Consider the following 18430-nt stretch of genomic DNA (forward strand, 5'->3'; position numbering starts at 1 on the left):
TCATTGACTATCCAATATCCCAACTCACAGTTTTACGAGTCATGCGCATGTAGGATCAAGTTAGCCGCTTGTCTCACTTGTTCAATCGCCGTGCTGAGTTCATTGAAACGATGCGTAGTTTCACGAATAAACACATCATCCGCTTTACGGCGTTCTTTACGTAAGGTCGAGACAAATTGTTCAAACTCACCTGAGACTTGCTGTAAGTTTGGCGTACCGACATAGCGGGTCGCGCCATAAAGACGATGTAGGACATGCTCGAGTTGTGGAAAATCTTCCATTTCAATCAATTGCTGCATTTCCGCCAGTTCCGTATCGAAACTATCCACCAGCATATTCAATAGATCTTGCGCCAGATCTTCTTTGTTGGCTGCAAGTTGTACGCTTTGTTGCCAATTTAGGATTTGAGGATCAATAGATTCAATTGGTCGCTTGGGTTCAATGCTCGCAGGTTGGGCACTGAAGTTATTTTTGGTCCAATGCGTCAAAATTTGAATGATTTGCTCCATCTGAATCGGCTTGGTCACATAATCATTCATCCCAACTTTGAGTAGTTTCTGCTTTTCATCGGCCAAAGCATGTGCTGTGAGTGCAATAATTGGCAGTTGCATTCCATTATCGAGCGTTGACTCCAATGAGCGAATGGCACGAGTGGTATCAATCCCCGACATCACCGGCATTTGAATGTCCATAAATACCAAATCAAACGGCGGCGATTTTTGTTCGATGCGCTCTTGAATGATGTCGATGGCCTTTTGTCCACTCAAGGCTTTGGTGGTGGTGACATTGAGCTCACCGAGTAAGGCTTCAAGTACAATCAAATTAGGCAGATGATCATCCACAGCCAAAATGTGTAAACCTTGGCCATTAAAGTCTTCTGGTTCTTGCTCAAAAACAGGTTCATTGCCAAGTAACTGGACCAACTCACGACGACTCAACGGTTGATACAGCGGGCGAGCACGATATTCGTTGAGCATATTCGGCTCAAGACTCATCTGGTAACCATAAACCGCTAAGTTGCCATGATAGCGTTGACGAATCTCTTTGAGTAAGGCCTCTGTATCACCACTATGATCTACAATTAACCAGGTGTTTTCCTGCTGATTCAGGTGATTTAAACGGCTGAATAAGTCCAGAATGGATTGTGTCTCAATATGAGAGACATGATAATTCTCAAGGTATGAACGTAGTACGCTGGCCGTTGCAGGGTGGGCAAGATACGATACCACTTGTAAATGATCGAAACGAGGGTGTTCAACAAACTCATCTTGTTCTTCAACTTTAAATGAAGCCGTGAACCAGAAGGTTGAACCTTTCTCAGTCGGTGCACGTTCTTGGTTATCTTCAAAGCCAATTTGACCGTGCATCAAATGCACCAGCTGTTTGGAAATTGCTAAACCAAGTCCTGTTCCGCCAAATTGGCGGGTAACTGAAGCATCGCCCTGAGAGAACGATTCAAATAACTTTTTACGATCTGTACCGCTCAGACCAATCCCGCTGTCTTGGACACTGAAGTGCAGTAAACATTGCCCGATCTCATCATCTTCCATACGTACACGGACAATGATCTCACCATCAGGCGTGAACTTGATCGCATTGGAAATCAGGTTGGTCAGGATCTGTTTAAAGCGTAATGCATCTCCCACCACATGCTTTGGAATATTCTCTGCGTAATAGAAGGCCATATTGATATGTTTTTGTGCCGCCAAAGGCGAGAGCATATCCATCACATCGAAAATGGCTTCTTCAAGGTCAAAGGGTGCAGTTTCAAGTTCGAGTTTGCCTGCATCAATTTTAGAGAAATCCAATACATCGTTAATCAGTGCCAATAAGTGTGCAGATGATTTTCGGATGGTTTGCAAATAAAGATTTTGCTCATTACTCAGATTCTGCTGACGCAGTAATAAGTGAATAAAGCCATCAATACTGTTCAAAGGCGTTCTAAGTTCATGACTGATATTGGCCAAAAACACCGACTTGGATTGGTTTGATGAAATCGCTTGGTCTCGTGCCTGACGATAGGTAATGTTCTGAACTTCTAGGGTATCGAGTGTTCGACGTAAGTCTTCTTCGGTTTGTTCGGTATGTTCTTTTAATTCTAAAAAACTAAAGTGCAGACGTTTTACCACATTGGCAATATCACGTTGCAGCAAACGCAGTTCACCCGTACTGTTCACGACAATATGCTGATCTAGGGTATCGGCGTTGAGGCGTTGCATTTGCATGCGAATTTCATACAACGGTGCGAGCCAACGACGAGAGAATACGTTTAAACAGAACAGCAGAATCAGTATGGTGATCAGCCCAGTCACGACCAAGGACAGTAGAATTTTATAGCGAGCCAATTCAAGAGGTTGGTTGTCTAATTCAATCATTAGCCAAACAGCGTTAGGGTCACCACTGTCGAGCTTCGAACCATATATGCTGTTGTGATTATGCGAAATTGGACCAAAGAAGTTGCTGTTTTCTGGAAAGTTCGGCCAAAAGCGATTGTTTTGATAGCCAACGCTTAAATAAGTCTGACCACGATTATCAATCAGTACTGCGCGCTGTAGGTTTTTTTCATCAAACATTTTCTGCATGATGTTTTGAGCACGATCATACTGATCGGGTTGTTCTTGTACCAGTTTTAATAAATCATTCGCAGTTTGATGGTAGCGCGCCAAAATGGCTGAAGCATCAGAGCGTTGTTGTGATTTTGCGGAGCTGGTTGTTTCGGATAAAACCCAAAGAATACCAACACCTGTCAAGATGGCAATCGGCACTAAAATCAGTGCAATCAATTGCCCATAAGCATGATTGAGGCGTAAGCGTTTCGATATGGTCTTATTGAAATTTGACATAGTACGGTCAGATTTATCATTCTGCGCAACATCTTAGCACGCTTTGTGAAAATCAAGGACATCTGCTTGCCAATAAAAAGCATAGTGAAAAGGTGCAGTATCTCTATTTTTTTCATACAATAGGCGCCACCTTGATATCGGTGTCGATCATGACGAATACGCAAACTGATTTTTTAGCAGATGAATTTTTACTGGATGATTATGTCGGTAAAACCCCTTTAGTACGTTTGCAACGTTTAGCGTGTCATACCCAAGCCACGGTATTAGCAAAATTAGAAGGTAATAATCCAGCAGGATCGGTGAAAGATCGCCCTGCCTATAACATGATTGTTCAAGCGGAAAAGCGTGGACAAATTCAACCTGGGGATACCCTGATCGAAGCAACCAGTGGTAACACTGGGATTGCTTTGGCGATGGTTGCGGCTATGCGCGGCTATAAAATGAAGCTGATCATGCCGAACAATATGAGCCAAGAACGTAAAGATGCGATGTTGGCCTATGGGGCAGAGCTGATTGAAGTCACGCAACAGCAAGGCATGGAAGGTGCACGCGACCTTGCTTTACAAATGCAGGCTGAAGGCAAAGGCTTTGTGCTGAATCAGTTTGGTAATCCAGACAACGTCGAAGCACATTACCTGACGACTGGTCCAGAAATCTGGAAGCAAACGGGTGGCAAGATTACCCATTTTGTTAGCTCAATGGGGACAACGGGAACCATCATGGGTGTCTCTAAATATCTCAAAGAGCAAAACCCTGATATTCAAATTGTGGGTTTACAACCTTCAGAGGGTTCAAGCATTGCGGGGATTCGCCGTTGGCCGGAAGAGTATTTGCCAACTATCTTTGATCGTCGCCGTGTCGATCGCATTATCGATATTCCACAGATTGAAGCGGAAAAAACCATGCGTAAGCTGGCACGTACTGAGGGCATCAGTGCAGGAACATCTTCTGGTGGTGCAGTTTGGGCTTCGATCAAGATTGCTGAAGAATATCCTGATGCGGTGATTGTCTGCATTATCTGTGACCGCGGTGATCGTTATTTATCAACGGGATTATTCTCAGTACAAGATTAGAATCTCCCCCTTAACCCCCTCTTTTTAAAAGAGGGGGGATCTCCTCCCTTTATAAAGGGAGGTTGGGAGGGATTTAAGGCGTTCCTAAAATGAATTTACGTTTTCCGATTTTAGTTTTTGATATTGAGACACTGACCGATTTAAAGGCAGGTGCGCATCTTTATCATCTTGATTTACCCGAAGCCGATGTTGAACAGGCACTGACCAAAATCCGTCGCCAAGAGTCAGGCATGGATTTTCAACGTTTACCATTGCATGAAATTGTGTGTATTTCTGGATTGTGGGTTGATGAGAAAGGCTTTCGTCTATTTTCATTTAGTCAGGAGCAGCATAGCGAAGCTGAAATGTTGGCAAAATTCTTATCGATCTTTGACAAGAAACAACCCACATTAGTCAGTTGGAATGGTTCGCAATTTGATTTGCCTGTCATTCTATTTCGCGCTATGTATCATGGTTTGTCTGCACCTAGCCTGTTTGATCAAGGTGAAATTGATCATCAAAAGCGTTTTAATAATTATCAGAACCGTTACCACCATCGTCATGTTGATTTGATGGATGTGATGGCAATGTTTAATGGCCGTAATTTCCAAAAATTGGATGATATGGCTTGTTTACTCGGTTTCCCTGGGAAACGCGGTGAAACTGGCTATCACGTGCCTGAATATGTACGTAACAAACAATGGTTAGAATTGACCCGTTATTGTGAAGGCGATGTGTTGAATACATGGTTGCTCTATATTCGTTGGTTATTGTTAAAAGGCCAATTGAATCAACCAGATCACCAGCAGTTACTGCAATCAACGATTGCTTATTTACAAACGCAAACGCAACAAACAGAATTTTTACAGGTATGGCAGCAAACATCGCAATATACTGTATTCACCGCAGATACTTTTGCGCCAAAAAATTAGGTTCATCTTTTGAAACACAAAGCCAAACAACGTCCAGCTCAATATCCAACATATACCTTCCAGATTGAAGCTTTTTCTCATGAGGGGCGTGGTATTGCGCATTATGGGACACATCCAGATCATCCTAAAGAAAAACACGGCAAGAAAGTTTTTATCCGTTATGCCCTTGTCGGGGAAACGGTGCAGGCAAAAATTACCAATCAAACTTCACGTCTAGAAGAGGCGGACATGATCACGCTGGAAAGTGAAGCGGCTGAAAGTCGAGTCGATCCAATGTGTCCGCATTTTGGGGTGTGTGGCGGCTGCAGCTTGCAGCACATTCATCCTGATGAACAGATTTTGTTAAAGCAGAATGTTTTAAAATCTCACTTACAACATTTTGCAGGCTTACAGCCAGAACAATGGTTAGACCCGATTCGTTCGGTTAAAGCAGATTATCGTCGCCGTGCCCGAATCGGGGTGCGCTATATTGCCAAGCAAAATCGTTTGGTGATGGGTTTTCGTGAGCATCATAGTAATCATTTAACTGAAATTCAGCAGTGTAAGGTACTTGATCAAACCTTATCTGAATGTTTACCAGAACTTAAGAAACTACTCGAAAGTCTTACAGGCAAAGCGCATATTGGTCATATAGAATTAGCCATGGGAGACACTGAGGTTGCATTATTAATTCGCCACTTAGATGAATTAAATGTGTCGGATGTCAACCAATTACGTCAATTTACGTTACTCAAAGGATGGCAGTTGTATTTGCAGCCAAAAGGGGCGGATAGTTTACATCGCGTGGATGATTCGCAAGCGGCAATGCGTTTGCATTACAGTTTGGATGATTTTGCAGTCAAATTTGCGTTTTCACCCTTAGATTTTACGCAGGTCAACAGTGGTGTAAATGCGCAGATGATTCAGTTGGCATGTGAATTGCTTCAATTACAGAAAGGGGAAAGAGTACTTGACCTATTCTGTGGATTAGGTAATTTTTCTCTACCGATTGCACGTTGTGTGGGTGAGACAGGTCAAGTGGTCGGCGTTGAGGCGAGTGATGAGATGGTCAACAGAGCAACTGAGAATGCGCAAGCAAATCATTTGTCTCAGGCAGCGTTCTTTTCACAAGATTTAACAAAAGACTTTTCGCATCATTCTTGGGCGAAACAAGGATTTGATGCATTATTAATTGATCCTCCACGATCAGGTGCATTTGAAGTTATGCAATATGTACCTAATTTTGGAGCGAAAAGAATCGTTTATGTTTCATGTAACCCATCAACACTGGCAAGGGATGCAGGTGTACTGGCACAATATGGCTATCAATTGAAGAAAGCAGCAGTCATGGACATGTTTACGCATACTGAACATGTTGAATCGATTGCCCTGTTTGAAAAAGTTGAACGGCGTGAAAAAATCGAAGAGATAAACGATTAAAAAATGAGTTACATATCCAGAGGAGAAAGGTATGGTCACAGTACGTGAGCAGTTACCTGGACGGCTCCAAGAGCTGTCTGAGGAAGCGACTGTAGAACATGCCGCTGAAGCGCAAAGTAGTCTAGTCTCTTGGCTAGATCGAGTGCGTGGTATTTTGGATGGGGCAGAGCTGAAGCAACTTCAACAGGTTGCGGAGCTGACCTTAGCAAAAGAGTTACAAGCAACGGAAAATCATCGTATCAATACCTTTAGTACTGGTATTGGCATGGCGGATATTCTGGCCCATTTACATGTCGATGAAGATACGCTTTCAGCGGCGGTGTTGTATCGTAGTGTACGTGAAGGGTTGATTACCTTAGAGGATATTCAACAACAGTTTGGCGAGCAAGTTTTGGCTTTGGTTCAAGGCACACTTGCAATGGGTAAACTGTCTGAGTTGATTGAAAAGAATAAACGTCTAGAAGATCATTTTAATAATAACCAGCGCGAACACTTAAATGGCATTTATAAAATGCTGATTTCAGTGACGGAAGATGTTCGTGTTGTCCTGATCAAACTGGCAGAGCGGACCTATGCTTTGCGTGAGCTGGCGACTGCAAGCAAAGAGCGTCAGGAGCGTGTGGCACGCGAAATTCTCACCATTTATTCTCCATTGGCACACCGTTTAGGGATTGCCCAGCTCAAGTGGGAATTGGAAGATCTTGCCTTTCGTTATTTAGCCCCAGAACGTTATAAAGAAATTGCATCTTTATTGAACGAAAAACGTTTGGAGCGTGAGCAGTATATTCAGTTTGTCATCGATAAATTGAAAACTGAACTGGCGGCTTATGATATTCAGGCCGAAATCACCGGGCGTGTGAAGCACATTTATTCGATTTATCGAAAAATGAAAAGCAAAAATCTGAGCTTCGATCAGCTTTACGATATCCGTGCAGTGCGTGTATTGGTGAAAAGTGTCCCTGATTGTTATCACGCTTTGGGTATCGTACATCAGATATGGCGTCATATTCCAAACCAGTTTGATGACTACGTCACTAATCCGAAAGCCAATGGTTATCGCTCATTGCATACCGCGGTGATTGCTGAGAATAAGTCTTTAGAAGTACAAATCCGTACCTTTGAGATGCATAACGAAGCAGAGCTTGGGGTGTGCTCGCACTTTAACTATAAAGAAGGTGCCAAGAATACAGATCATTCTTTTAATGATCGTTTGCATTCATTACGTGCCGTGCTTGAGCATTATCAAGAGCGTACTGAAACCACCCCACATGGTGAGGATGACGAGTCGAATGGCATTGATCAAATTCAAGATTTTGAGAATTTTGAAAAGATCTATGTGTTTAGTCGTGATGGAGACATCAAAGAGTTGCCACGTGGCTCAACCGTTCTAGACTTTGCTTATCATGTGCATACCGAAGTCGGCAATAAGTGCTATGCAGCACGTGTAAACCAACGTTATGTGCCCTTAACTTACACCTTAAAGACCGGTGAACAGGTTGAGATTTTAACCAAGAAAGATCGTGAACCGAACCGTGACTGGTTGGTGAACTCGCTGGGTTATATCAAAACCGCACGTGCACGTGACAAGCTACGTCATTGGTTTAGACAACAAGATCGCAGTAAGAATGTTGAAGTTGGGCGTGAGTTACTTAATAAAGAGTTGGCACGTTTAGCGATTCACCCGAAAAGTATTGATCTGAAAGATTATTCATCGCATTTCAATCTGAAAGCAGGTGATGATATTCTGGTTGCCTTGGTTAGCGGTGATATCAGTCTGCATGCCTTGATGAATCAAGTCAATCGTCAGATGCACTTGGATCAGGACGAGCCAGAGCTGGTGTTAAAACCCGCTTTAAACCCACGTGCAAGTCATACATTATCGGCACATGGGATTTTGATTGATGGTTTGGATAATGTTGAATTGCATATTGCACAATGTTGTCAGCCAGTCCATGGCGAATCGATTGGCGGATATATCACCTTGAATCGTGGTGTCAGTATTCATAAGATTGCGTGCCCTGACTATTTACGTATGACCACACAAGAGCCTGAACGTGCTGTTGAAGCCGATTGGGAAATGCAGCCAACGCGTGGTCAGAGTGTGCAGATCGTGGTGGAAGCTTATGATCGACGTGGTTTACTGAAAGATCTGACACAGGTGATTTTCTCAGACCAAATCAATATTCGTCAGGTCAATACCATTTCTGAAGCAGATGGTATTGCCAATATGAAGTTGTTGATTGAAGTCAAAGGTTTGGCACAACTGTCTCGTTTGCTTGCTCGTTTAGAGCAGCAACCAGGGATTATCAGTGCCAGACGTTTGGTTCAAGGAAGCTAATTCATCATATTTCTGAAAGGATGATCATACGATGCCTCGTGCAAAGTTAATCTCGACTAGAGGGCGATATTTAGCTGCTGTGATCGAGGTTGATCAACAGATCTATCATGTATTTGATGAGTTTAGCCTTGATGAGGTGAAGAACGAGGAGCAGCACTGTTTTGATTTTGACTGGTCGATACAGTGTTCTGATGATGAAAGCTGGGATGAAATATTCAACAATAACGCTGAACAAAAGTATGGTTTAGTGCATCTTAGCGGTTGGGCTTATCATGCATTTGGTCAAATTATTGATGTGAATCCCGTTGTCGTTGATTGTCAGGTTTTACAGGTTGAAGATGTTGTGGTTTCAAGTGATGAACATCTGATAGGTGAATGGGTGGGATTCACGATTTGCCGTTTAGGCTGTTTTAGCAATTAATGATTCAAGTTATTAAAAAGAGGCTTTAATCTATTTAAAGCCTCTTTTTTTTAGCGCTTCGCTAAAAAGAGATTGGTGAGTCGGTTTAAGAACTGTGGGCTCAGGCTGGATAACTGATACATCAGTTTGGTTTTTATCCCAACAGGGGTGTGGGTTGGAAGCAAGGCATAGTCTTTTTGTTGCGCCAAATGCAGTACTTGTTTTGCCACATCTGCTGGGGTGAGATCCACACCAATATTTTGAATGCTACCAGCATCCATGTCTTTTACCATATTGGTTTGTACAAATAGCGGCATCACATCTAAGACGCGAATATTATACTTTTGCCATTCCACGTCCAAGGCTTCGGTTAAACCGCGAACAGCAAACTTACTGGCAGAGTAAGATGCTAAATCTGCTTGACCATAAATCGCGGATGCTGAAGAAAGGTTGATCACACGTGCAAAGCTGGTTTGTTGCAGATGGGGCAAGGCTGCATGACAACCATTCAAAACGCCTTTAACGTTAATATCAATGGTGCGGTGATGTGATTGAATTGGGGTGTTTTCAAATGCACCTGAATAGAGAATCCCTGCATTATTGACCAAGATATTTAGTTCACCGGCCCAGCTTTTAAATTCCTGTAGGGCGATCTGCCATTGACGATGATTACTTACATCGAGATAGCCTGCTTTGGCATTCTCTCCAAGTTGTTCAGCTAAGACTTGGGCTTGTTCTTGGTTGATATCATAGATGCCAACTTTGAAACCTTTTTGGTGAAATAAACGTGCGATTTCAGCACCAATCCCTTGAGCGGCCCCACTAATAAAAACACTATATGGCATGACTTTCCCTTGCTTTATATTGATAATTTTTGCGTGCGTGTATATTACGCATATGCAGCTTGGTGCTGCAACAATTTGCTTATTTGGGTTTGGAGATCATCATGGAAAAATTATTGGCAATCATGCAAGAGTTAAGACAAAAATGCCCGTGGGATCAACAACAAACCCCTGAAAGTTTGACACGATATGCCATTGAGGAGGCATATGAAGTTGAGGCTGCAATTCGCTCTGGTGAGGTGAATGAAATCCGCAATGAACTCGGTGATTTATTATTACAAGTGGTCTTCCAGTCTCAAATGTTTGATGAAAAAGGATTATTTAACTTTCAAGATGTGGTGGAAGCCATTAGTGAAAAATTAATTCGTCGCCATCCGCATGTATTTCAGGCTGAAAAATATCAAAATTTGGATTCCGAGCAGGTCAGTGAGTTGTGGAAACAAATCAAACAACAAGAAAAACAAGGTAAAATACAGTCAAGGCTAGATGAGATTAAACATGCGCCAGCCTTGGTTCAGTCACATGAAATTCAGAGCAAAGCAGCTCAGTTAGGCTTTGATTTTGAAAGTGTGGATGATGCTTATGCCAAATTAGATGAAGAGTTAGAAGAGTTACAACAGGCAATAAAAAGCCAAGATGTTGATCATATTCAAGAAGAGTTCGGTGATTGTTTATTTTCTTTAATCAATGTGGGGAGAAAGTTGGGGGTGTCGAGTGAGACCGCACTACTGGCAACAATCCATAAATTTAGAAGCCGTTTTGCTTTTATTGAACAACAAGCTCAACAACAACAGAAAGACTTGCAAGCAATGAGTTTGGCTGAAATGGACGAACTCTGGGAGCAAGCTAAACAACAATTAAAATCTCAGGAGAAAGACAATGAAGTTGCCGCATCTCCGCAGCAAACTTAATTTTTTTATAGGCTTTATTCTGTGCTTGGGAGGTGCTTCACACCTCCACGCACAGCAGTTTGACCAATCTTATCAGCAATGGAAAGCACAGCAGCAAGCGCGTGATCAGCAATTGGCGAAGCAGTCGGACAATGCTTATTATTTATCTCGACCAACGCAGCAGCACACTTCAAAGCAAGTTCCATCATCTGTAAATATTCAGGGCGATAAAATAAGCCTGAACCAAGCGAGTTTGCTGCAATTACAGCTATTAAATGGTGTTGGCGAGAAAAAGGCGCAAGCCATAATGGAGTATCGGCAAAAAAATGGTGGCTTTAAACAGGTTGACGAGTTAATGAATATCAAAGGCATTGGGCCAAAATTACTTGAAAAAAATAGAGCAAGGCTCATGTTATGAACTTGGAACTGTAGAAATCGGATTGATTAGGCAGACTGAACTGTTGAAACTTCCAACAGAATAAATTGCCCTTTGTGTGTGTTAGAGCTATGATTAGCGACAAATTGTTATTTACGTCCTGACGTAGGAGACAGTGTCTTTTGCAAACTTTGCGTGCGTCAAAATGTGGTTTGTCCACAACTCAACTCCCTTCCTCAATTCTAGATGTGATTGATAGCCTGACAAAAGCAGGCTACGAGGCATATATTGTGGGTGGTGGTGTTCGAGACATGATGTTAGGTCTTAATCCAAAGGATTTTGACGCGGTTACTAATGCTACACCAGCCCAAGTCAAAGAGGTTTTTGGTCGACGTTGCCGAATTATCGGACGACGTTTTGAGTTAGCACATGTATATTCTGGTCGCGAACTGATCGAAGTCGCGACCTTCCGTGCTCCACCGAAAAAAGCAGTCACCAGTGCATCTGGGATGATTCTTCGTGATAATAACTGGGGAACGATTGAGCAAGACTTTGCTCGTCGAGACTTTTCGATCAATACTTTGTACTACCAGCCACGAAAAGGGGTTGTACTTGATTTCTGCCATGCAGTAGATGATATCAATACGCGTACCTTACGTTTTCTGGGGGAACCTGCACAGCGTTTTGAAGAAGATCCTGTGCGCATGTTGCGTGCTTTGCGCTTTGCCGCAAAATTGAATTTTAAAATTGATCAATCCATTCTTGATGTTTTTGATGCTGAGATGACGCAATTGTTGCGTGATGTCTCGCCACATCGTTTATATGATGAGTCTCAAAAACTATTCACTATGGGACATCTCACCCGTGTTCTACCGATGTTGATTGAGTTTGGTGTTTGGAAACAGCTGTTTGCTGAAATTCCACCGAATCTTACCGCCTTTATTGAGCGTGCAGCACGGAATACCGATCAGCGAATTCAAGTTGGTAAAACCATTAATCCAGCATTTTTCTATGCTGTATTGTTATGGAAGCCATTTTTAGAGCGTTGTGATGCCTATCTAAGTAAAGGGGTTGTGCCTGCGGAAGCGCGTGCACAAGCTGGTTTGGATGTGTTGAAGCGTCAAGCGACGCGCACCATCATTCCGCGTTTTGCTGAAACCTTTATTCGTGAGGTTTGGGAAATGCAAACCCGTTTGCTCAATCCAAAACCACAACAAATCGAAGCACTGGCTGGACATGCGCGTTTCCGTGCAGGATTTGACTTCCTGCTGTTGCGGGAAAAATCAGGTGATAGCAGTACTGAAGGTATGGGCGTTTGGTGGGAAGCCTACCAAGAAATGACCACAGACCAAAAAGAAGCGGTGATTCGTCAATACAACCGTCAACGTAGTAAGACACGTCGTAAAGCAGCTGAGGTGGATGAGCCGAAGACTGCTGAAATTGAGCCTTTGGTCAATGTACCTGAGCCGAGAAGTCGTCGAGGCAAAAAAGAGCGTGTTAGAGCTGATGAGTCGGCCAGTCGCTTTATTGAAAAAGCATCTTCGACTTCAGGTCAAATCAATGCGGATCATCCGATTCTCAAGCGTAAACGTGTACAACGCGATTTAAGCCATGTTGTTTTCGGACCGACACAATGACCATTCGTACCTACATCGGTTTGGGTAGTAACTTAGGTGATTCGCAACAGATTCTGAGTGAAGCTGTTGCGAAGCTCACGACCTTGGGTGCTGTACAGGTATCACGACTTTATCAAAGTCCGCCGATGGGACCGCAAGATCAACCCAACTATTTAAATGCCGTTGTTCAATTGGACACCACACTAGCACCACTTGCTTTACTTGATCAATTACAACAATTTGAGCAAGAGTCTGGACGTGTCCGGTTACGACGTTGGGGAGAACGTACGCTTGATCTGGATTTATTAATCTATGGTCAAGAGCAGATCCAAAATGAACGTTTGACCGTGCCGCACATTGGTCTCTTGCAACGCGATTTTGTGATTATTCCCTTATTAGATTTAGATGCTCATTTACAATTAAATGGACATTCATTAAAAGATTTAGAACTGGTGCAGCAAGCAAACTTGACTGTAATAGCAGACCAGTCTTGGGCAAGTGCTTAAGACTGTTTCGTTCTGGAAACGCCTGTAGAGGACATCATCATGATTAGTCTAAGTGACTTAAGAAAGTTTAAAGCCGAAGGACGTAAGTTCTCATGCCTCACTTGCTATGATGCAAGTATGGCGAAAGCGATGGAATTGGCTGAAATTGATACGATTTTAATCGGTGACTCTCTAGGAATGGCGATTCAAGGCAGAGACTCTACACTTCCTGTCACTGTCGAAGATATGGCTTACCATACCGCAGCTGTACGTCGCGGTAACGCACATGCCTTAATCATGACTGATTTGCCATTTATGAGCTATGCAACGCTTGAAGATGGCTTGAAAAATGCCAAGACTGTGATGCAAGTCGGTGCACAAATGGTCAAGATCGAAGGTGGGGCTTGGCTTAGCGAGTTGGTTACGGTATTAACCCGTAATGGTATCCCTGTCTGTGTCCATTTAGGTCTAACACCACAATCTGTGCACGTGTTTGGCGGCTATAAGCTTCAAGCAAGAACACGCGAAGCCGCGGATCAATTGATCGCAGATTGCCAAGCGGTGGTTGATGCGGGCGCTGCTGTTTTATTACTTGAGTGTGTCCCAGCTCAACTGGGCAAAGAGATTGCTGAATTATTCCCGAATACGCCAGTGATTGGAATTGGTGCGGGCAATGAAACAGATGGTCAAGTGCTGGTGGTACAGGACATGCTTGGTTTGACCTTTGGTCGCGTGGCACGTTTTGTTCGCAACTTTATGAAAGAGCAAGCGGGTGAAACTGCAATTGTTGATGCGTTTAAATCGTATCATGCCGCAGTGCAAGATCAGTCGTTCCCAGCCAAGGAACATACTTTTCAAGTTGAGCTTTAATTCATGAAAACTGAAACAACAATACAAGGCTTAACCGCGTCATTGGCACCTGCGCGCAGCTCAAAAAAATTAATTGGTTTTGTACCGACCATGGGGAATTTGCACGAAGGTCATTTGACTTTGGTGCGTGAAGCAAAAAAACTGTGTGATGTGGTCGTGGTCAGTATTTTCGTCAATCCAATTCAATTTGGTGCAGGCGAAGATTTTGATAGCTATCCACGTACTTTAGAGCAAGATAGCCGTTTATTGGCAGATGTGGGGTGCGATATTATTTTTGCACCATCTGTTGAGCAAATGTACGGTACTCAACCGCGTTTAACCAATATCAGTATTGGTCAAATTACCGATGATCTTTGTGGTCAATCGCGTCCTGGCCATTTTGATGGTGTTGCTGTTGTTGTCACTAAGCTTTTCAATATTGTACATCCAGACTATGCTTTCTTTGGCCAAAAAGACTATCAGCAATTGGCTGTGATTCGTCAGTTGGTCCAAGACTTGAACATACCATTAGAAGTCATTGGTGTACCGATTGTTCGTGCTGAAGATGGTCTTGCTTTAAGCTCGCGTAATGGGTATTTGACTGAACAGCAACGTGCTGTCGCACCGACGATTTACCAATTGCTCAAACAAGCCGAACAGCAATTGCATGAAGGGCAAGCTTTGTCACAAGTGTTAGAAAATATCTCTGCTCAATTGACACAAGTGGGTTTTGTTGTGGATTATGTGGAAGCTCGACAAACCAACTTACAACCTATTCAACAATTTGACCAAAACTTGGTGTTATTTATTGCAGCCAAGCTTGGTTCAACACGGTTGATTGATAACCTACAAATCGACTTTAAAACATAAAAAATGAAGGGCAAAACGCCATGAAGCGTATTCTTATCGTTACAGGTCAATCCGGTTCAGGAAAATCCTCTGCATTACAAGTGCTTGAAGACTTGGGCTATTATTGTATAGATAACTTACCTTTGGCGTTATTGCCTGAAATTGTGGCAAAACTAGATCATGAAAATAATCTGGAGCAACTTGCACTTGGGGTCGATATTCGAAGTACCCGTGCAGATATGCAAGAGTTTGATCATGTCTTTGAGCAATTAAAAAGACATGGTTCGGTCGATGTGATCTACCTGACCACTCAGGATCAAGATTTGATTGCGCGTTTTAGTGCATCGCGTCGACCACATCCTTTGGCCAGTCGTTTTAATAGTCTGTTGCAATGTATTCAGGAAGAGAAGCAATTGCTCATTCCGATACAATTCCGTTCCACAGTACATATTGATACCACTGATAAAAGTGTTCATGATTTAAAACATATTTTATTGTCTAAGCTTGGACAGTCAGATAATTTAATCGTCATTTTACAGTCCTTTGGTTATAAGCATGGTATTCCGTTAGACGCAGATTATGTTTTTGACGTACGACATTTACCAAATCCACATTGGGATTTAGAATTACGCCGTTTTTCAGGTTTAGATGAGCCTGTACGCCGCTTTTTAGAAGGTAGTCAACAAACCAACGAGATGTTTGAAGATATTTATACTTTTCTAGATAAGTGGTTGCCTGCTTTTGCAGAAGGGCATCGCCATTACATGACCATTTCTGTGGGATGTACGGGTGGGCAACATCGTTCGGTTTATATCGTAGATAGACTCAAACAAGCCCTTGAGGCAAAATGGGCTGTCCAAATCTTACATAGAGAAATGAAGCACTGGTCATGATAGACACAACAATTGATGTAATTAATAAACTCGGCTTACATGCTCGTGCATCTGGTAAACTTATTGAAGTGACGACGAAATTCCGTTCTTCTATCCAAATTGGTAAGGGCGATAAGTTGGTCGATGCAAAAAATATTATGTCATTGTTGATGTTGGGTGCAGGTAAAGGCACCACATTAAGATTGGTAATTGAAGGTGCTGATGAAGACAAGGCACTGGAAGAAATTCAAACGCTGTTCGCAGCAAAATTTTACGAGGCAGAGTAATAGTGGCACGTGGTACCCAGCGTTATACCGATGAAGATTTTGAGTCATTAGATGGACGTGCGAGTAGAACTGAGCAAAAAAAAGCTGTGCAGCGAATGGCAGCTTTGGGTGAGCAATTGGCTCAACTGAATAAAAAACAGATTCAGAAACTTCCAGTTGATGAGCGTCTCATTGATGCTTTACTTGAAATACAAAATATTAGTGCGCATGAAGCACGCCGCCGTCAATTTTTACGTATTGGTAAATTATTGCGGAATGAAGATGAAACTATCATTTTATCTTATTTAACCCCGCAGCAAGGTGCTAAAAAGCAAATGCAATTAATGCGTTGGGTTGATCGTATGATTGATCAGGGTGACCCGATCATCAATGAGTTTAGTAAGGTATTTAATGCATCTGAACGCCATACCTTACGCCAGCATGTATTGCGAATTCACCGTGATATGAAGCAGCAGGTGAGTGAAGAAGAGCTTGCAGCGTCTAAGCTTAAATTTGTGAATTATGTTCAACAAGTTGCCTTGTTATCTGAACAAGGCTAAAACTAAAAAAGAAGTTTCCAAGGAAACTTCTTTTTTTGATTATGAGTTTGTTGAGCTATCTCCCGCCCGTTCCTTGGCCCATTCTCTTAAAATAAATTTCTGTAATTTTCCTGTCGAAGTTTTTGGGATCTCAGTAATCACTACATCTTTCGGAACTTTAAATCGAGCGAGTTCTTTTTGACAATGTGCAATGATTTCTTCGGCTGATGCGGATGCACCTTGTTTGAGTTCAATAAAAGCACACGGCACTTCTTGCCAACGTTGATCAGGTTTGGCGACCACCGCAGCAGTGAGCACAGCAGGGTGGCGATAAAGCACATCTTCAACTTCGAGCGAGGAAATGTTTTCACCGCCTGAAATAATAATATCTTTCGAGCGATCAGTAATCTTGGCATAACCATCAGGATGACTCACGGCTAAATCACCGGTGTGAAACCAGCCACCTTTAAACGCTTCTTCCGTGGCTTGAGCATTTTTCAAATAACCTTTCATCACGATATTGCCACGGAACATGATTTCACCCATGGTTTGTCCATCATTGGGCACAGGTTGCATTGTGTCTGGATCGAGCACGCGCATGCTGTCTTGTAATGGATAAGGTACGCCTTGGCGAGAGTGGAGTTGCGCTTGTTCTTGGATAGATAAATCACTCCAGCCTGCTTGTGACGCACATAAGGCAGAAGGACCGTAGGTTTCAGTCAAACCATAAACATGATTGACGTTAATACCGATATTGCGCATCCCCTCGATGATCGCCACGGGTGGTGCAGCACCCGCCACCATGACTTCAACATGATGCTCAAAAGCCGTTTTCTGTTCGCTTGGCGTGTTGATTAGCATGGACAGCACAATGGGTGCACCACAGAAATAATCGACTTTATATGCTGCAATGTATTTGAAAATTAACGTGGGGTCGACACGACGTAGGCAAATATTAGTACCGCCACTGGCTGCAATTGACCAAGCAAAGCACCAACCATTGCAATGAAATAGGGGGAGTGTCCAAAGGTATACCGCGCGGGGTTTCATGCCACAGGCCAAAATATTGCTGGCTGCATTCAAATAAGCACCGCGGTGATGGTAAACCACACCTTTCGGGTTGCCTGTGGTACCTGAGGTATAGCTGAGGCTAATCGCATCCCATTCATCTTGAGGAAGTAGCCATTCAAATGCAGGGTCACCTTGTGCTATCCATGCTTCATATTCATATTGACCAATCGCAATTTGTTCACCATCAAACTCAGTATCAAAGACATCAATCACAGTAATGTCTTGTGAGACAAGCGTGAGCGCTTCTTCAGCCACTTGACGAAATTCAGGATCGACCAATAGCACTTTGGCTTCCGCATGTTCGAGCATAAAGGCAATGGTTTTGGCATCGAGGCGGGTATTCAAGGTGTTGAGTACTGCGCCAGCCATGGGGACTGCAAAATGCGCTTCAATCATGGCGGGGATGTTGGGTAGCATTACTGAAACGGTATCATTTTTTTGGATACCCAAATTTGTTAATTGATGAGCAAACTGACGGCAGCGCTGATAGGTTTGTTGCCATGTGATTTGACGTTCGCCATGAATAATTGCGGCTTGATGGGGATAAATATAAGCAGCCCGTTCCAAGTAGCGTAACGGCGATAAGGCAACAAAATTTGCTGGATTTCTGGGTAGTTCGTCATATGCACTGACCATGTGTCTTGCTTCCTTTCTGTTCTTTTCATTAATTACTATTAAGCTAGTCTGTCATCGAGTCTAAAGCATTTAGGCTTTAGTCGGAGATGAATCTCAACTGATCTTGGGTTTTTCTGGTTCAGAGGTTTCATCCACAGCTAAACCCGTGTAAAATC

General features: G+C 42.9%; 17 protein-coding genes. 14 read left to right on the forward strand and 3 right to left on the reverse strand.

From position 1 onward, the window contains the following. Positions 1-32: 32 nt before the first annotated feature. The gene (locus tag MN869_RS15730; RefSeq protein WP_243308602.1) at positions 33-2843 is read right to left on the reverse strand and encodes an ATP-binding protein; all 2811 of its coding nucleotides are present in this window, start codon (positions 2841-2843) and stop codon (positions 33-35) included. A gap of 149 nt (positions 2844-2992) precedes the next feature. On the opposite strand from MN869_RS15730, the gene cysM reads away from it, so the two are divergent. From cysM to MN869_RS15755, 5 genes are all read left to right on the forward strand, one after another. Then, positions 2993-3916 carry a cysteine synthase CysM gene (cysM, locus tag MN869_RS15735; RefSeq protein WP_243308603.1) on the forward strand — a complete coding sequence of 308 codons (924 nt, stop codon included), beginning with the start codon at positions 2993-2995 and terminating at the stop codon, positions 3914-3916. 89 nt (positions 3917-4005) lie between these two features. After that, a complete protein-coding gene (locus MN869_RS15740) occupies positions 4006-4827 on the forward strand; it encodes a 3'-5' exonuclease (RefSeq protein ID WP_243308605.1) in 822 nt (273 codons plus the stop codon). 9 nt (positions 4828-4836) lie between these two features. Beyond that, a complete protein-coding gene (gene rlmD, locus MN869_RS15745) occupies positions 4837-6246 on the forward strand; it encodes a 23S rRNA (uracil(1939)-C(5))-methyltransferase RlmD (protein WP_243308608.1) in 1410 nt (469 codons plus the stop codon). A 31-nt stretch (positions 6247-6277) separates the two neighbouring features. Continuing rightward, complete coding sequence (locus MN869_RS15750; protein WP_171553406.1) at positions 6278-8584, forward strand: bifunctional (p)ppGpp synthetase/guanosine-3',5'-bis(diphosphate) 3'-pyrophosphohydrolase; 2307 nt, start codon at positions 6278-6280, stop codon at positions 8582-8584. Positions 8585-8615: 31 nt separating this feature from the next. Next, entirely contained in the window at positions 8616-9005 is a 390-nt protein-coding gene (locus tag MN869_RS15755) for a hypothetical protein (protein WP_243308612.1), read from the forward strand. Positions 9006-9055: 50 nt separating this feature from the next. On the opposite strand, the gene MN869_RS15760 is transcribed toward MN869_RS15755, so the two are convergent. Then, positions 9056-9829 (reverse strand): SDR family oxidoreductase, encoded by a 774-nt coding sequence (locus MN869_RS15760; RefSeq protein ID WP_243308614.1) that lies wholly within the window; start codon positions 9827-9829, stop codon positions 9056-9058. Positions 9830-9930: 101 nt separating this feature from the next. Between MN869_RS15760 and mazG the strand changes: the two genes are divergently transcribed. The 9 genes from mazG (at position 9931) to yjgA (ending at position 16589) form a co-directional block, all read left to right on the forward strand. Then, on the forward strand, positions 9931-10737 hold the full coding sequence (gene mazG, locus MN869_RS15765; protein WP_171553403.1) for a nucleoside triphosphate pyrophosphohydrolase: 807 nt from the start codon (positions 9931-9933) through the stop codon (positions 10735-10737). Continuing rightward, positions 10706-11134: a ComEA family DNA-binding protein gene (locus MN869_RS15770; protein WP_243308617.1), complete on the forward strand. Its 429-nt coding sequence runs from the start codon at positions 10706-10708 to the stop codon at positions 11132-11134. Before mazG ends, MN869_RS15770 begins: the two co-directional genes overlap by 32 nt. Before the next feature lie 140 nt (positions 11135-11274). Next, positions 11275-12729 carry a polynucleotide adenylyltransferase PcnB gene (gene pcnB, locus MN869_RS15775; protein ID WP_243308620.1) on the forward strand — a complete coding sequence of 485 codons (1455 nt, stop codon included), beginning with the start codon at positions 11275-11277 and terminating at the stop codon, positions 12727-12729. Beyond that, on the forward strand, positions 12726-13214 hold the full coding sequence (folK, locus tag MN869_RS15780) for a 2-amino-4-hydroxy-6-hydroxymethyldihydropteridine diphosphokinase (protein WP_243308623.1): 489 nt from the start codon (positions 12726-12728) through the stop codon (positions 13212-13214). The genes pcnB and folK overlap by 4 nt, the downstream gene beginning before the upstream one ends. Before the next feature lie 39 nt (positions 13215-13253). Continuing rightward, a complete protein-coding gene (panB, locus tag MN869_RS15785) occupies positions 13254-14063 on the forward strand; it encodes a 3-methyl-2-oxobutanoate hydroxymethyltransferase (RefSeq protein WP_004655682.1) in 810 nt (269 codons plus the stop codon). Positions 14064-14066: 3 nt separating this feature from the next. Next, entirely contained in the window at positions 14067-14912 is an 846-nt protein-coding gene (gene panC / locus MN869_RS15790; RefSeq protein WP_243308624.1) for a pantoate--beta-alanine ligase, read from the forward strand. A gap of 20 nt (positions 14913-14932) precedes the next feature. After that, positions 14933-15784: an RNase adapter RapZ gene (rapZ, locus tag MN869_RS15795; RefSeq protein WP_005146575.1), complete on the forward strand. Its 852-nt coding sequence runs from the start codon at positions 14933-14935 to the stop codon at positions 15782-15784. Then, a complete protein-coding gene (locus tag MN869_RS15800; protein WP_004804467.1) occupies positions 15781-16050 on the forward strand; it encodes an HPr family phosphocarrier protein in 270 nt (89 codons plus the stop codon). The genes rapZ and MN869_RS15800 overlap by 4 nt, the downstream gene beginning before the upstream one ends. A 2-nt stretch (positions 16051-16052) precedes the next feature. Beyond that, positions 16053-16589, forward strand: a complete 537-nt coding sequence (gene yjgA, locus MN869_RS15805; RefSeq protein ID WP_243308625.1) for a ribosome biogenesis factor YjgA — start codon at positions 16053-16055, stop codon at positions 16587-16589. Between the two features lie 39 nt (positions 16590-16628). Here the strand turns inward: yjgA and MN869_RS15810 are convergent, their stop codons facing one another. Further along, positions 16629-18275 (reverse strand): acyl-CoA synthetase, encoded by a 1647-nt coding sequence (locus MN869_RS15810; protein WP_243308627.1) that lies wholly within the window; start codon positions 18273-18275, stop codon positions 16629-16631. Positions 18276-18430 lie beyond the last annotated feature (155 nt).

It is taken from the genome of Acinetobacter sp. NIPH1876 (assembly GCF_022808535.1).
Lineage (GTDB): Bacteria > Pseudomonadota > Gammaproteobacteria > Pseudomonadales > Moraxellaceae > Acinetobacter > Acinetobacter higginsii.

Coding starts and splice junctions, on each gene's coding strand:
- MN869_RS15730 (WP_243308602.1), bottom strand. CDS start 2,843: ATGTCAAATTTCAATAAGACCATATCGAAACGCTTACGCCTCAATCAT.
- cysM (WP_243308603.1), top strand. CDS start 2,993: ATGACGAATACGCAAACTGATTTTTTAGCAGATGAATTTTTACTGGAT.
- MN869_RS15740 (WP_243308605.1), top strand. CDS start 4,006: ATGAATTTACGTTTTCCGATTTTAGTTTTTGATATTGAGACACTGACC.
- MN869_RS15750 (WP_171553406.1), top strand. CDS start 6,278: ATGGTCACAGTACGTGAGCAGTTACCTGGACGGCTCCAAGAGCTGTCT.
- MN869_RS15755 (WP_243308612.1), top strand. CDS start 8,616: ATGCCTCGTGCAAAGTTAATCTCGACTAGAGGGCGATATTTAGCTGCT.
- MN869_RS15760 (WP_243308614.1), bottom strand. CDS start 9,829: ATGCCATATAGTGTTTTTATTAGTGGGGCCGCTCAAGGGATTGGTGCT.
- mazG (WP_171553403.1), top strand. CDS start 9,931: ATGGAAAAATTATTGGCAATCATGCAAGAGTTAAGACAAAAATGCCCG.
- MN869_RS15770 (WP_243308617.1), top strand. CDS start 10,706: ATGAAGTTGCCGCATCTCCGCAGCAAACTTAATTTTTTTATAGGCTTT.
- folK (WP_243308623.1), top strand. CDS start 12,726: ATGACCATTCGTACCTACATCGGTTTGGGTAGTAACTTAGGTGATTCG.
- panB (WP_004655682.1), top strand. CDS start 13,254: ATGATTAGTCTAAGTGACTTAAGAAAGTTTAAAGCCGAAGGACGTAAG.
- panC (WP_243308624.1), top strand. CDS start 14,067: ATGAAAACTGAAACAACAATACAAGGCTTAACCGCGTCATTGGCACCT.
- rapZ (WP_005146575.1), top strand. CDS start 14,933: ATGAAGCGTATTCTTATCGTTACAGGTCAATCCGGTTCAGGAAAATCC.
- MN869_RS15800 (WP_004804467.1), top strand. CDS start 15,781: ATGATAGACACAACAATTGATGTAATTAATAAACTCGGCTTACATGCT.
- MN869_RS15810 (WP_243308627.1), bottom strand. CDS start 18,275: ATGGTCAGTGCATATGACGAACTACCCAGAAATCCAGCAAATTTTGTT.